This is a genomic window from Ruegeria sp. SAZD011, from assembly GCF_059612545.1.
The window spans coordinates 21590-35648 of sequence record NZ_JBXWQU010000009.1; the positions used below are offsets into that span (position 1 = coordinate 21590).

Here is a 14059-nt window from a genome sequence, read left to right on the forward strand (position 1 = left end):
TCGGCGATTTGAGGCCAGACAAGTTTTCATTTTGTAAATGGAAGGCAAAACCTACCTGCCTGCCCCGCAGTCCTGAAGGATCATATCGGCACCTTTTTCGCCCACCATGATCGCAGGCGCGTTGGTATTGCCCGAGGTCAGTGTGGGAAAGATCGAGGCATCGACCACCCGCAGCCCGCTGATGCCATGCACCCGCAGGCGTGCGTCCACCACGTCCCGCGCCACGTCCGGCCCCATCCGGCAGGTGCTGACCGGGTGGAACACGGTTCCGGCCCGCTGCCGGATGTCGGCGATCAGATCGTCATCGGAACGAATATCCGCACCGGGCAGCATCTCGGCCTCGATCAGCCGGGCAAGCGCCGGGGCCTCGGCCAGCCGCCGCAGCAGCCGCGTACCTTCGAGCATCTCCTGCATGTCGATCTCGGTGGCAAGGTAATTGGGGTGGATCGCCGGTGGCTCTTTCGGGTCCGAGGAGCGGATCTCCAGATGCCCCCGGCTGGTGGGTCGGGTCGGCTGGGCGCTGAGCAGGAAGCCGGGGAACGGGTCGGGGTTCATCAGCGGCCGCTTGCCCAGCGGCGCCTTGGTATAGCTGACCGGCGAAAAGAACAGCTGCATGTTCGGACGATCCAGACCGGAACGCGAGCGCACGAAGCCACCCGCCTGGTTGACGCCCAGCGACAGCGGCCCGCGCCGGGTCAGCACATAGCGCAGCCCGTGCCACAGCTTGCCATACCACGGGTGCAGCTGGGTGTTCAGCGTCGGCACGCGCGAGCGGTAGAGATGGTCGATACAGAGATGATCCTGCAAGTTCCGCCCGACCCCGTCCAGCGCATGCACCACCTCTATGCCCTTGTCCCGCAACAGGCGGGCGGGGCCGATGCCGGAGAGTTGCAGCAATTGCGGCGAGTTGATCGCCCCGCCCGACAAGATCACCTCGCGCCGGGCGCGCACGGTCTTGACCTGCCCATTCTGGCGATACGCCACCCCCACCGCGCGCTTGCCCTCGAACAGCACCCGTTCGGCCAGCGCCCCCGTCTCGACACGCAGGTTCGCGCGTCGCATTACGGGGCGCAGATAGGCCCGCGCCGCCGACATCCGCATGCCCCCTTTGGCGGTGTTCTGATAGGTGCCCACCCCCTCTTGCGTGGCGCCGTTGAAATCGGGGTTGTGCGGAAATTGAAGCTCTCCGCCCGCCGCGATGAAATCCCGGCAGAGCGGGTGCAGATCACGGTCCATGCTCGCCACATGCAGCGGGCCATTGTCGCCGCGAAAGGCGTCTCCACCCCGGTCGTTGGTCTCGGAGCGGCGGAAATAGGGCAGCACATCGTCCCAGCCCCAACCCGGATTGCCCATCGCCTGCCAGCCGTCGAAATCCTGCGCCTGTCCCCGGACATAGACCATCGCGTTGATCGAGCTTGACCCGCCCAGCACCTTGCCGCGCGGCCAATAGCTGACCCGCCCGTTCAGCGCCGCATCGGGTTCGGTATGGTACATCCAGTTGACGCTGGGCCGGTAAAAGGTCTTGCCATAGCCGATCGGCATCCAGATCCAGAAATTCAGATCGCTGCCCCCCGCCTCCAGCAGCAACACCGTGTGCCGGCCGTTCTCGCTCAGCCGGTTGGCCAGCACGCAGCCGGCCGACCCCGCACCCACGATGATGAAGTCATATTCGCTCATGGCGGGCACCGCCCCCTGTTGCCGAGCATCTAGGTCGCAGGTGCCGCGCTGATGACAAAAAGTTTGCGCATGTGGTCATGTATCTCCCATTGACCGGTCCAGCCCTGCGGAAGCACCAGAAGGTCGCCCGGCCCGATGTCGCGGCTGCCACTGCCATCGGCATTTGTCACAGTCGCCCGTCCGGACAGGATATGACAATATTCGCCGCCCCCGGTGCGGTCTGCGGTAAACCGGCCCGGCGTGCACTCCCAGACCCCGATCATGGTGCCGCCATCGGCCGAGGTCCACAACACAATCGAGGCCTCGGTCTGACCCTTGGTCAGGCTGGTGGGCTTGTCGGCAAAGGCGCCCAGCGGTACCGAGGCAAGGTCGGCGAATGTTTGCAGGTCGATCATGGCAGCTCTCTCGATCAGGGGGGAATGCCCGAACCCGGGCATCACTCGCTTGGTTTCGTTGATTTCTTCTGTTGTCCAAACAGCTGCGCCAGCACCATCATCCCCGTCGTCACCAGGATCATGATGGTCGAGATCGAGGCGATGGTCGGGTCGATCTGGTCGCGCAGCGCATTGAACATGTTGCGCGTCAGGGTCGGGTTGTCGCCGCCCGAGACGAACATCGCCACCACCACCTCGTCAAACGAGGTGAGAAAGGACAAGAGCGCGCTCGTCACCACGGCAAAGCGGATCTGCGGCAACGTCACGGTCAGAAACGCCTTCCACCGCGGTGCGCCCAGGCTGCGCGCGGCCTCCTCCTGGCTCATGTCGAAGCTTTTCAGCGCCGAGCCGGTGACGATCACCACCAGCGGCAGTGCCAGCACCGTATGCGCCAGCACCAGCCCGGTGATCGTATAGAGGATCTGAAGCTGCACATAGGCGTAGAAGGCCCCGATCGCGACCAGCACCACCGGCACCATCATCGGCGTGATCATCAGCACGAAAGCCGCGCGGACAAACCGGATTTTCGAGCAATGCAGGCCATAAGCCGCCAGAACGCCAATCGGTGTCGCCACCAGCATCGTCAGGAACGCCGCCTTGAACGAGGTGCGCGTTGCCAGCATCCACTCGGGCGAGCCGAAGTAATGGTCATACCAGCGCGTTGACCAGGTTTCGGGCGGAAACTCCAGATACTGGCTGTCCGAGAATGACATCGGCACGACGATCAACGTGGGCGTCACCAGCAGCACCATGGTGATCACCGCAATGACGTAGAGCCACAGGCGCTGGCCATGGGTGATCTGGGTCTCGGTCGCGGGGCTTTGGAACCAGCGCAGCATCAGTGCCCTCCCCCGGTCATCTTCTCAAGGTTCAGAAAGCGCGAGGCAATCCACAGGATCACCATGGTCGAGACCAGCAGAACCACGCCCAGCGCGCTGGCCGCCCCCCAGTTCACGAAGAGCTCGATATTGGACACGATCTTCATCGACACCATGATCACCTTGCCGCCGCCCAGCACCGCCGGGGTGACAAAGAAGCCAAGGCACAGGATGAACACCATCAGCGACCCGGCAAATAGACCCGGCAGCGTCAGCGGAAAGAACACCGTCCAGAACGCTCGGCGCGGGCTGGCACCCAGGTTCGAGGCCGCCTTCATCAGGTCGCGGTCAATCGCCTTCATCGCGCCATAGACGGGCAGGATCAGGAAGGGCAGCATGATATGCACCATGCCGATCAGGGTACCGGTCATATTGTGGACAATCTTGATGGGTTCGTCCCACAGCCCCAGCGAGATCGCCCATTCATTCACCAGCCCGCGTTTTTGCAGCAGCACCAGCCAGGCATAGGTGCGCACCAGAAGCGAGGTCCAGAACGGCAGCAGCACCGTGATCAGGCACAGGTTGGCAATCCGGTTCGGCAGGCCGGCGATGAAATAGGCCAGCGGATAGCCGATCAGGATACACAGGCCGGTGGTCAGGAAACTGACCTCGAACGTGGTCTGAAAGATGCGGGCATAAGATTTCCGCTTCAGCATCCGCTCGTAATTTTCCAGCGAGAACGTGCCATCCGCCCCGATGAACGAGACATAGAACAGCCAGCCCACCGGAATGACCAGAATGACAAGGATCAGCAGGATCGCGGGCGAGCCGAGGCCAAAGAGCCTGAGCCGCTCCAGCCACTCGTCCCGCCTCAGCCCCGCCTCGTTGCTGCGTATCGCCTCCATCCTAGCCCTCGCTTCCGTCGATCAGCACGGTATCCTCGGGCGCCAGGCAAAGTGTCAGCGCCTCGCCCACCGCAGGCAGGGCGGTGACATTGGCGCCTCGCATGGCGCCGCGCAGCACGATCTGCGCCCCATTGGCCAGCGCCGCATGCAGCAGGAAACTGTCGCCCTGATAGACCACCTCGGTTGCGGTGGCGGCAAAGTTGTTGACCCCCTCGCGCGGCCCTTCGCGTGACAGCACCACCCGTTCGGGGCGGACCATCAAGAGCAGGCTGGCGGCGTCGGGCGGCGGGCTGTCATGCAGCAGGGGCGTGCCGTCGAACAGCACCGTGTCACCCTGGCGCGACACCGGCAGAAAGGTGGATTCACCGATGAAATCGGCCACAAAGCGGTTGGCGGGCCGCTCGTACAGGTCGCGCGGCGTGGCCAGCTGCATGATGCGGCCATGGTTCACCACCGCGATCCGGTCGGACATGGTCAGCGCCTCGCGCTGGTCATGGGTGACATAGACCGTGGTCATGCCCAGTTTCTCATGCAGGTGCCGCAATTCGATCTGCATCTGGTCGCGCAGCTTCTTGTCCAGCGCCGACAGTGGCTCGTCCATCAGCAGGATGCGCGGTTCGAACACGATGGCGCGGGCCACCGCGACGCGCTGGCGCTGGCCGCCCGACAGCTGGTCGATCCGCCGGTCGCCAAAGCCCCCCAGTTGCACCGTGTCCAGCGCCGCCTCGACGCGGGCGGCGATCTCGGGCTTGGGCACCTTGCGCAGCTTCAGCGGGTACCCCACGTTGCCTGCCACCGTCATGTGCGGGAACAGCGCATAGCTTTGGAATGTCATGCCCACATCGCGCAGATGCGGCGGCGTGCGGATCACCTCGCGGTCGCCGAATTTCAGACTGCCGCAATCGGGCCGGGTGAACCCCGCCAGCACCATCAACAGCGTCGTCTTGCCCGACCCCGACGGGCCCAGAAGCGTCAGGAACTCACCGCTTTGCACCTCTAGCGAGACATCATTGAGCGCATGCACCGGGCCATAGGTCTTGGTCACGTTCTTGACCGAGATCGGCAGGGCTTCGTTGGTTCTGGAGGTCAAGACAAACCCTCGCAATCTTCTTTCGAGAAACAAGCGGGCGCCGCAGCGCCCGCCCTTGAATGGCTGGAAACCCGCCTTACTCGGTCAGCATTTCCTGATACATCTCGGCCGCGATGGTCTCCCACTTGGCGTACCAGTCCAGCGAGACCGGCAGCTGCATCGCCGCGTTTTCGGGCGACGAAGGCAGGCCCGCCGCCACGTCGGCGGTGATCTCACCGGTCTCATAGGCCGCCTTGTTGGTCGGCCCATAGGTGATGTATTTCGGCAGATCGTCCTGGTACTCGGGTTTGGAAATCTCGTTGAGGAATTCCATCGCCGTATCGCGGTTCGGCGCTCCCTTGGGCACCGCGAAACAGTCGTAGTCGAGCAGCGCCTGGTTGAAGCTATAGGCCACCTTGGCGCCGTCCTTCTTGGCATTGTCGAACCGGCCGTTCCAGCCGGTGGTCATATCGACCTCGCCATCCTTCATCAGCTGCGCATGCTGTGCGCCGGATGTCCAGAACACCGAAATATGCGGCTTCAGCTCGCGGATCTTGTCGATCGCCCGTTCAATCCCCTCTTCGCTGTCGAGCACGCTATAGACATCGGCAGGCGCCACGCCATCGGCCATCAGCGCCCCTTCCAGCGCGCCCGCCACCTTGCCGCGATAGGCGCGCGAGCCGGGGAACTTCTCGACATCCCAGAAATCGGCCCAGCTCTGCGGTCCGTTCTCGCCATAGGTGTTGGTGTTCCAGGCATAGACGGTCGAGAACACATCGCCGCCGATGCAGTAATCGTTGTAAAGACCGGGATAGAAGGTCGAGACGTCGATCACGTTATAGTCAAGCTTCTCCAGCAGCCCCTCGGCCGCAGCCCGCGCCGCAGAACCGGAACCGCTGGCCACGATATCCAGCGTCACCTGCCCCGAGCTGACCTGAAGCCGCACATCGGACATGCCGCCATAGGTCTCCTGCTTGACCTCGATACCGGTATTGGCGGCGGCGGGTTCGAACAGCGCCTTGCTTTGCGCCTCCTGATACGAGCCGCCCCAGGACGCGATGGTCACGCTCTTGCCCTGCGCAAATGCGCCCGTCGCCAAGACTGCGGCAGAGATCGTCAGAATTGTTCTCGTTTTCATTGGTTTCCTCCCTTTGGTGGTTTTCCGGGTCCTGCCCCGTCCAGATCGGCAGGCAGCGGGCAAGGCGCCCAAGTCGTCTTCCACCTGTCGCGATAGTGCGGGCACCAGCGGGACAAATGAAATTTCGAATCCTAAACCTTGGTTTCGATCCGTTAATACCGGGTCAGGCTGGCGGTGCCGTCCTGCCCGGCCCGTTCAGGTCATGCGCAAAGCCTTTCGAAACTGTCGTTGATCCTTCCAGCGATACCAGGCCACCGCCGCGGGCAGGAACCAGGGCTTGCCGCGATAGAGGGGCCGGGTGGGAAAGGGCAGACCGTCAAACGCGGTTTGTCCCTCGGCCAGGCCCAGCACCTTTTGCCCCGCGCGCATGCCCAGATAGGGCGCCATCGACACGCCCGATCCGCAATAGCCCATGGCATAGTGAATGCCGTCCTGCACCCCGGTATGGGCCAGTTCGTCGAAGCTGTAGGCCACTGTCCCGCTCCAGGAATGGCTCAGCGCGACGTTTTCCAACTGGGGAAAGATGCGGCACATGTCCTGTCTCAGCCGGGCCGCCCCGGCCAGCGCCGTAGTTTCCGAGGCCGAGACGCGCCCCCCGAACAGCACCCGCCGCCGGTCGGGCGAGGCGCGATAGTAATAGACCACCTTGCAGGTGTCGCTGGCGATGCGGTCGCCGGGGAACAGTTCGTCAATGGTCGCCTCGGGCAGCTCCTCGGTGGCGATGATATAGCTGCCGATCGGGATCACCCGGCGCTGCAACCAGGGCGTCAGCGCGGTGGTGTAACCATTGGTGGCGACGATCACGTCGCGCGCCTCGACCACGCCCTTGGCGGTCTCGACCCGGAACCCTGTTCCGGAACGGGTGATCACGCCAACCCGACACTGGCCCACCACCTCCACCCCGGCCCCGATAGCGAGGCGCAGCAATTCGCGGTGAAACTTGCCCGGATGCAGCGAGCAATGGGCCGAAAACACCACGCCGCCGAAATAGGCATCGGTGCCCAACTGGCGGCGCTGCTCGGATCGCGGCACGGCAAAGCTTTCGATGCCTTCCTGCTGGCGCAGCTTCTCGGCATCGCGTGTCAACTCCTCGTAATGGCCCGGCGTATGCGCCGCGTGAAAGCGCCCGGCCCGGCGGAAGTCGCAGTCAAGCCCTTCGCGGGCGACGAACTCGCCGATCCAACGCAGCGCATTGGCACCCTCGGCCCGGATGCCCCGCGCCCGCTCCAACCCGAATTTCGCGGCCAGCTTCTCCAGCGAGGGTTTCACGCTGGTGCTGATCTGGCCGCCATTGCGGCTGCTGCACCCGTATCCCGGATCCTCGGCATCGACGACCAGCGTCGAGCGGCCACCGCGCGCCGTGGTCAGCGCGGCACTCAGCCCGGTATAGCCCGCGCCGACAATCAGCACATCGACCCTGGCCGATGGGTGCGTTTGCAAGGCTGGCATGGCGCCGAGCTGATCGTGCCAGAATGGCGTCTGCCTGATGGTCGAAAGTGGCATTGGATTGAACGCGACGCTCCCTACAGCCGCGGCAGGACATGCCCCACCTGCTGGCTCCGATTGAAACGCTAGGCCAATATTGGCTCACAATTCATATCCAATATGACAAAACTTTCAGACCAATCCTAGCGCAGGCCGGGAAGCCCGCCCAGGATACCCATCCCCCTTGCGATATCCTCGGGCGTGGCGCAGCCAAAGCCGAACACGAGACCGGATTGCGAAATCGGGGTCAGGCAGTAGCGCCGCAGCGGTGCCAGCGTGACACCTTGCTGCATGGCCTGCGCGACCACCTCGGCCTCGTCCACGCGCGCATCCAGAAATGCGGGCGTGTGAAACCCGCTGGTCGTCTCTTGCAGGCGGATGCTTTCGGGCAGACCGCGCGCGGCCTCCATCAAGGCCTCGTAACGCGCCTTGTAAAGTTGCCGCATCAGCCGGATATGGGTGGCGAAATGCCCCTCGTCCATGAACTCGGCCACGATCGCCTGCGTCGCGGTCGAGGGCCCGCTGGCCCAGGTGTTGAACATGCCATCAAAGGCTGCGACCATCCGCTCGGGCACCAGCACGAACCCCAGTCGCAACGAGGGAAACAGCGATTTCGAGAAGGTGCCGACATACAGAACCCGCCCATTGGCGTCGATACTGTGCAGCGCCGGGCGCGGCGCGTTGCCAAAGTAGAACTCGCCATCATAATCATCCTCGATGATCAGCGCCTGCGCCTGTTCGGCCGCCTGCAACAGCTCCAGCCGCCGGGGCAGCGACATGACATGGCCCAGCGGCTGCTGGTGTGAGGGCGTGACAAAGGCCAGCCGGAAATGTGGCGCCTTGGCCAGCCCGTCAGACACCACCATGCCTTGCGCATCCACATCCACCGGCACCAGTTCGGCCCCTTCGGACAACAGCGCATTGCGCGCGCCCGAGGCGCCGGGATTCTCCATCCAGACCCGGTCGCCCGGATTGAGCAAGAGCCGCCCGATCAGTGAAAACGCATGTTGCGCGCCCGAGGTGATGAACACCTGCTCGGGGTCACAGCGTATGCCCTTGAGCGCGCTCAGATGGGTGGCAATCGCCCGGCGCAGCGCGGCCAGTCCCTTGGGCTGGCCATAGCCCATGACGTCGCCGCGCCCGCCCCGCAGATGCCGCGCCGACAGCCGTGCCCAATGCGCCATCGGAAAGGCATCGAGCGCGGGCAACGCGGTGACAAAGGCGCGCGGCTTGTGCGGTAACCACGCGCGCTGGGCATAGGCGCCCTGCGCGTGGCTGATGACATAAGACAGCCTGGGCTCGCGACCGGCACTGACCGCCCCCTGACTGGGGGCGGTTACGCTCTGGTCCTCCAGTGTTTCGCTGACATATGTCCCCGCCCCGATGCGCGACACCAGCATGCCTTCGGCCGCCAGCCGGTCGATGGCGTCGATCACCGTTGTGCGCGACACGCCCACCTCCTTGGCCAGCGTCCGGGTCGCCGGCAGCCGCTCACCCGCGCGCAGGGCGCCCGACAGGATCATGTCGCGCAGCGCCATGTAGAGCTGAACGCTGACACTGCGCCTGAGTGTCCGGTCCAGCCGGATCGAGGACAGCAAGGCGCCTGCGGCATGTTTCACGGGCAGCCCCCTTAATTGGTCTGGCGAAAATGTCGAAATGGATATACCTGCCAGCCCGATTTTTCGCCAGCATTTTTGCAATGCCCGTCCGCCCCGGCCGGCCAAAACCGGAAAACCACATGAAGCTTGCCAAACTCGAAACCTTTTCCACCGAATTCGTCTGCTTCGTCCGGGCCACCGCCGAGGACGGCGCGCAGGGCTGGGGACAGGTGGCGCCCTATTACGCCGACATCACCGCGCAGGTGCTGCACCGGCAGGTCGCACCCTATGCGCTTGGGATGGACTGCACCGACATTGACGCCATGCTCGACATCGTGCGCGACCGCGAGCACAAGTTCCCCGGCTCTTACCTGCGCCGGGCGATGGGCGGGGTCGACACCGCGCTCTGGGACATGCACGGGCGGCGCGCGGGCAAGCCGGTCTGCGAGTTGATCGGCGGCACGCCCGGACCGGTGCGCGCCTATGGCTCGTCGATGAAACGCGACATCACGCCGGTGGACGAGGCCGCGCGCCTCACCCGCCTGCGCGACGAACTGGGCTTTGACGCCTTCAAATTCCGCATCGGCGCCGAGGTCGGCCGTGACCGGGACGAATGGCCCGGCCGCACCGAAGAGATCGTGCCGACCATGCGCCGCGCCATGGGCGACGATGTGGCGCTGCTGGTCGATGCCAATTCCTGCTACTCCCCCGCCCGCGCCATCGAGGTGGGACGGATGCTGGAACAGCACGGCATCTCGCATTACGAGGAACCCTGCCCCTATTGGGAATTCGCGCAGACCCGCGAAGTGACCGAGACGCTCGACATCGACGTCACCGGCGGCGAGCAGGATTGCATGATGGAGCGCTGGGAAACGATGATCCGCGATCGCGTGGTCGACGTGCTGCAACCCGATATCTGCTATCTGGGCGGCCTGTCGCGCACCCTGCGCGTGGCCCGCATGGCCGATGCCGCCGGGATGCCGATCACCCCGCACGCGGCCAACCTGTCGATGGTGACGCTGTTCACCATGCACCTGCTGCGCGCGATCCCCAATGCCGGGAAATACCTGGAATTCTCGATCGAGGGGCTGGATTACTATCCCTGGCAGGACGGGCTGTTCCTGTCCGATCCCTATGTCATCACCGATGGCCAGGCCACGGTCACCGACGCCCCCGGCTGGGGGGTCGAGATCAACCCCGACTGGCTGGAGCGGTCGGAATACCGGGTCAGCAGCGCGGGCTGATCCCTGCCCGGCGGCGGGGCATCGGCCCTGTCATCTCAGGCAGTCAGAAACGCTGCCAGTGCGTCAATCGCCCGCCCCAGGTCCAAGGCCGAAGCGTATTCCTCGGGCTTGTGACTGACGCCATCCCGGCATCTGACGAACAACATGGTCATCGGGCAGAGATCAGCCATGGCCGAGGCATCATGCGTCGCACCCGATGGCAGCGACAGACCGCGCATCCCGACCGCCTGCGTGGCGGCGGCCAGCCGGGCCCCAAGCGCGCTATCGCAAGGCTGCGCCGCCTGCGCATAGGTCAGCTCCGCCTCGACCCGCAGGTTGCGCCCCGCCGCAAGGTCGCGGGCAAACCGGTGCAGCGCTTCGCCCGCCCGACGGCGGGTGTCATCATCGGGCGAGCGGAATTCCGCGCTCATCCTGACCCGGCGCGGCACCGCGTTGACCACGTTCGGTTCAACCGTGAGCGCACCGACCGTGGCACGCAGGCCTGGGGTCGTCTCGCCCAACCGGGCCACCTCGGTCACAAGGGCCGCCGCCCCGACCAGCGCATCGCGGCGCCCCTCCATCGGCAGGGTTCCGGCATGGCCGGTCTCGCCGGTCAGCACGATCTGGTGGCGTTCGATGCCACAGATGGCGGTCACAACTCCAAGGGCCTGATCCTCGGCTTCGAGCACCGGGCCCTGTTCGATATGGGTTTCCACAAAGCCAAGCACCGCCGCGGGATCGCGGGCCAGCGTGGTGATCCGGTCGGGGTCAAGCCCGAACTCTGACATCGCCATGCGCAAGCTGATCCCCTGAGCATCCAACATCGACAGAACCTCGGGATCAAAGGTTCCAGCCAGAGCGCGTGACCCGACAAGGGCGGTGGGAAAGCGCACCCCCTCTTCATCGGCAAAGGCCAGAACCTCGACCGCGAACGGCAGGTCAACCCCTTCTTCCGCCAGTTTTTCCACGGCCAGCAGCGGCAGCACCACGCCCATGATGCCGTCAAATGCACCGCCTTGGCGCACCGAGTCCTGATGCGACCCCATCAGAAGCGTAAGCGCCCCCGGCGGTCCCGCACGGCGGCCGATCAGGGTACCGGCATCATCCAGCGTCACCGCAAGGCCCGCCGCCCGCATCCGCGCCTCCAACAGGTCCAGCGCCGCGCGATGCTGCGGCGTGAACGGCAGGCGGGTCACTCCCGGCCCCGGTTCGGAACAGGCGGCAAGATCGGCCAACAGGGCCTCGGCCCGCTTTCCCCAGTCAGTCAAGTACCCGCTCCCTGTCGGTCATGACCGGCACCTGCCGCGCCCAGTCCGCGTATTCGCCGGTGGTGGCCTTGCCATGCAACTCCTGCAAGGCGCCGATCGGATCCTCGGGGTGGTGGTCGATGCGCAGGGTCAGCGGCGGCCTGTCGGGGTGCAGCACGAGAAGCGCGGCAGAGAGCAGGCCACGGAAATCACCACCCGCGTCACGCGCGGCGGACAGGGCGGTCAGCAGACGTTGCGCGAAATCGCGATCCGCATCGGCGAAAGAAGTCGTCATGGCGCCAAGAACGGTTTCGTTTCCAAGCATGTTCCCGGTGGCAATCCCGTCTTCGAAGGTCAGCGCGCCCTTGACGTCCTGGTTGCTGGCGCCAGTGAAGCTGGCGGCGGCGCCGGACAGGTCCATCGCGGCCAGTTGTCGATAGGCACGCCCCCGGTCGGGAGCGATGACCTCGGCCACCGCCCGCTCGGGGTCCGCCCCGTCACGCATGCGCAGCAAGACCTCCTCCCCCCAGAAGGTCGAGGGGGCGGCACCCTGGCTGGCGGACATGCCGGCACGCAGGTCCCCGCGCAGCACCCAGCCGCCGACACAAAGACTTCCGGTTGCGGCGGCGCCTCCGATGGCGCCGGTTACGGGGTCGCGTGCGAGAATCGAAAACGTCATGCCTCACCTTAATCGGACTTCGTCGAATTATCATGATAAATTGACGATTGCAATTTATCATGATAAATAAGCCCGCAGAATATCAACAGGGAGAACATGAGATGACGCTATTTTCCTGGACCCGCAGGGGCCTGATGGCCGCCGTCGGGGCAGCCCTTGTCGCGGGCGGCCTTGGCGGACCTGCGACCGCGCAGACCCCGCCCGGCGTTCTGATCGTCGGCCAGATCGCGGAGCCGAAGTCGCTGGACCCGGCGGCGGTGACAGCGGTCAACGACTTTCGCATTCTGGTGAATGTTTACGAGGGCTTGACCCGCTACAAATCCGGCACGCTGGAGGTCGAACCGGCCCTGGCGACCGGTTGGGAGATCAGCGAGGACGGCACCCAATACACCTTTACCCTGCGCGAGGGTGTGACCTTTCACGATGGCACGCCGCTCAACGCCGAGGCGGTGAAGTTCAACTTTGACCGGATGCTGGACGAATCGCACCCCTATCACGACACCGGGCCGTTCCCGCTGTCGTTCTTCTTTGGCGCGGTGACGGCGACCGAGGTTGTCGATGACATGACCGTCAGGTTCACCCTGAACGCGCCTTATGCGCCCTTCCTGTCCAATCTCGCCTATCCCACCGGCCTGATCGTCTCGCCCGCCGCGGTTGCCGCGCATGGCAAGGAGTTCGGCCGCAACCCCTCGGGCACCGGGCCGTTCAAATTCGCCGAATGGCGCTCGAACGAGGCAGTCGTGGTGGAGCGCAATGACGCCTATTGGGGCGATCCGGCAGGCACCCAGGCCGTGGTGTTCCGTCCGATCACCGATGCCAATACCCGCGTGGCCGAGATGCTGGCCGGGGGGATCGACATGATGGTCGAGGTGCCGCCCACCTCGCTGGGCCAGTTCCAGGGCGACAGCTTCAGCGTGGCCGAACAGGCGGGTCCGCATGTGTGGTTCCTGATCCTGAACGCCAAGGAAGGCCCGTTTGCCGACAAGCGGGTCCGTCAGGCGGCGAATTACGCGATCAACAAGGAAGCGATCGTGAATGACGTGCTCGAAGGCACCGCGACCGTGGCCGCCGGGCCGACGCCGCCCGCCTTTGCCTGGGCCTATAACGAGGCGCTCGACCCCTATCCCTATGACCCGGAGAAGGCCAAGGCGCTGATCGCCGAGGCGGGGGCCGAAGGAGCGGAACTGACCTTTTTCGTGACCGAAGGCGGGTCGGGGATGCTCGACCCGGTGCCGATGGGGACCGCCATTCAGGCCGATCTCGAAGCGGTCGGGTTCGACGTCAAGATCGAGACCTATGAGTGGAACACCTTCCTGGGCGAAGTGAACCCGGGTCTGGAAGGCAAGGCGGACATGGCCGAAATGGCCTGGATGACCAACGATCCCGACACCCTGCCCTATCTGGCGCTGCGGTCCGAGGCCTGGCCCGACAAGGGCGGTTTCAACTCGGGCTATTACGCCAATCCGAAAGTAGATGAACTGCTGGAGGCGGCGCGCACCGCGACCGATCAGGCAGAGCGCGCCCGGCTCTACCGCGAGATGCAGACCATCGTGCAGGAAGATGCACCCTGGGTCTTTGTCGCCAACTGGAAACAGAACGCGGTAACCAATGATCGGGTCACGAATTTCGGTCTGGAACCGTCCTTCCTGTTGCACCTGCAAGGCGTCGTGAAAAACTGACGCAATTTGCTCCGGGCGCCACGCACGCCCGGAGCGCACCGTCGGAATTTTGCAAAAATTCCGGACCGGAAAAATCGAATTTTTCCGATCCGTTTTCCGGTACGGAA

General features: G+C 64.7%; 12 protein-coding genes. 2 read left to right on the forward strand and 10 right to left on the reverse strand.

The features are described from left to right. Positions 1 to 51: 51 nt before the first annotated feature. The 8 genes from AC2FLM_RS01355 to pdxR form a co-directional block, all read right to left on the reverse strand. Complete coding sequence (locus tag AC2FLM_RS01355; RefSeq protein WP_496854970.1) at positions 52 to 1677, reverse strand: GMC family oxidoreductase; 1626 nt, start codon at positions 1675 to 1677, stop codon at positions 52 to 54. 29 nt (positions 1678 to 1706) lie between these two features. Beyond that, complete coding sequence (locus AC2FLM_RS01360; protein WP_496854972.1) at positions 1707 to 2072, reverse strand: cupin domain-containing protein; 366 nt, start codon at positions 2070 to 2072, stop codon at positions 1707 to 1709. Between the two features lie 41 nt (positions 2073 to 2113). Further along, entirely contained in the window at positions 2114 to 2950 is an 837-nt protein-coding gene (locus tag AC2FLM_RS01365) for an ABC transporter permease (protein ID WP_234167411.1), read from the reverse strand. Beyond that, the gene (locus tag AC2FLM_RS01370) at positions 2950 to 3834 is read right to left on the reverse strand and encodes an ABC transporter permease (RefSeq protein WP_496854974.1); all 885 of its coding nucleotides are present in this window, start codon (positions 3832 to 3834) and stop codon (positions 2950 to 2952) included. Before AC2FLM_RS01370 ends, AC2FLM_RS01365 begins: the two co-directional genes overlap by 1 nt. 1 nt (position 3835) lies before the next feature. Beyond that, a complete protein-coding gene (locus AC2FLM_RS01375) occupies positions 3836 to 4924 on the reverse strand; it encodes an ABC transporter ATP-binding protein (protein WP_496854976.1) in 1089 nt (362 codons plus the stop codon). Positions 4925 to 5000: 76 nt separating this feature from the next. Further along, positions 5001 to 6041, reverse strand: coding sequence for an ABC transporter substrate-binding protein (locus AC2FLM_RS01380; RefSeq protein WP_496854978.1), 1041 nt, complete (start codon positions 6039 to 6041; stop codon positions 5001 to 5003). 195 nt (positions 6042 to 6236) lie between these two features. Continuing rightward, positions 6237 to 7490, reverse strand: a complete 1254-nt coding sequence (locus AC2FLM_RS01385; RefSeq protein WP_496854980.1) for an NAD(P)/FAD-dependent oxidoreductase — start codon at positions 7488 to 7490, stop codon at positions 6237 to 6239. A gap of 179 nt (positions 7491 to 7669) precedes the next feature. After that, positions 7670 to 9145, reverse strand: coding sequence for a MocR-like pyridoxine biosynthesis transcription factor PdxR (pdxR, locus tag AC2FLM_RS01390; RefSeq protein WP_496854982.1), 1476 nt, complete (start codon positions 9143 to 9145; stop codon positions 7670 to 7672). Between the two features lie 119 nt (positions 9146 to 9264). On the opposite strand from pdxR, the gene AC2FLM_RS01395 reads away from it, so the two are divergent. After that, complete coding sequence (locus AC2FLM_RS01395) at positions 9265 to 10368, forward strand: mandelate racemase/muconate lactonizing enzyme family protein (protein ID WP_496854984.1); 1104 nt, start codon at positions 9265 to 9267, stop codon at positions 10366 to 10368. A 35-nt stretch (positions 10369 to 10403) separates the two neighbouring features. On the opposite strand, the gene AC2FLM_RS01400 is transcribed toward AC2FLM_RS01395, so the two are convergent. Together AC2FLM_RS01400 and AC2FLM_RS01405 are read right to left on the reverse strand one after the other, a co-directional pair. Next, positions 10404 to 11615 carry a M20 family metallo-hydrolase gene (locus AC2FLM_RS01400; protein ID WP_496854986.1) on the reverse strand — a complete coding sequence of 404 codons (1212 nt, stop codon included), beginning with the start codon at positions 11613 to 11615 and terminating at the stop codon, positions 10404 to 10406. Further along, positions 11608 to 12273, reverse strand: a complete 666-nt coding sequence (locus tag AC2FLM_RS01405; RefSeq protein WP_496854988.1) for a DUF1028 domain-containing protein — start codon at positions 12271 to 12273, stop codon at positions 11608 to 11610. Before AC2FLM_RS01405 ends, AC2FLM_RS01400 begins: the two co-directional genes overlap by 8 nt. Before the next feature lie 101 nt (positions 12274 to 12374). On the opposite strand from AC2FLM_RS01405, the gene AC2FLM_RS01410 reads away from it, so the two are divergent. After that, a complete protein-coding gene (locus AC2FLM_RS01410; protein WP_496854990.1) occupies positions 12375 to 13952 on the forward strand; it encodes an ABC transporter substrate-binding protein in 1578 nt (525 codons plus the stop codon). Positions 13953 to 14059: the final 107 nt, after the last annotated feature.

What these genes read in the sequence shown, in the direction of transcription:
- AC2FLM_RS01365 (WP_234167411.1), bottom strand. Translation starts at nt 2,950, where the DNA reads ATGCTGCGCTGGTTCCAAAGCCCCGCGACCGAGACCCAGATCACCCAT.
- AC2FLM_RS01410 (WP_496854990.1), top strand. Translation starts at nt 12,375, where the DNA reads ATGACGCTATTTTCCTGGACCCGCAGGGGCCTGATGGCCGCCGTCGGG.
- AC2FLM_RS01380 (WP_496854978.1), bottom strand. Translation starts at nt 6,041, where the DNA reads ATGAAAACGAGAACAATTCTGACGATCTCTGCCGCAGTCTTGGCGACG.
- AC2FLM_RS01360 (WP_496854972.1), bottom strand. Translation starts at nt 2,072, where the DNA reads ATGATCGACCTGCAAACATTCGCCGACCTTGCCTCGGTACCGCTGGGC.
- AC2FLM_RS01395 (WP_496854984.1), top strand. Translation starts at nt 9,265, where the DNA reads ATGAAGCTTGCCAAACTCGAAACCTTTTCCACCGAATTCGTCTGCTTC.
- AC2FLM_RS01385 (WP_496854980.1), bottom strand. Translation starts at nt 7,490, where the DNA reads ATGCCAGCCTTGCAAACGCACCCATCGGCCAGGGTCGATGTGCTGATT.
- AC2FLM_RS01405 (WP_496854988.1), bottom strand. Translation starts at nt 12,273, where the DNA reads ATGACGTTTTCGATTCTCGCACGCGACCCCGTAACCGGCGCCATCGGA.
- AC2FLM_RS01370 (WP_496854974.1), bottom strand. Translation starts at nt 3,834, where the DNA reads ATGGAGGCGATACGCAGCAACGAGGCGGGGCTGAGGCGGGACGAGTGG.
- AC2FLM_RS01355 (WP_496854970.1), bottom strand. Translation starts at nt 1,677, where the DNA reads ATGAGCGAATATGACTTCATCATCGTGGGTGCGGGGTCGGCCGGCTGC.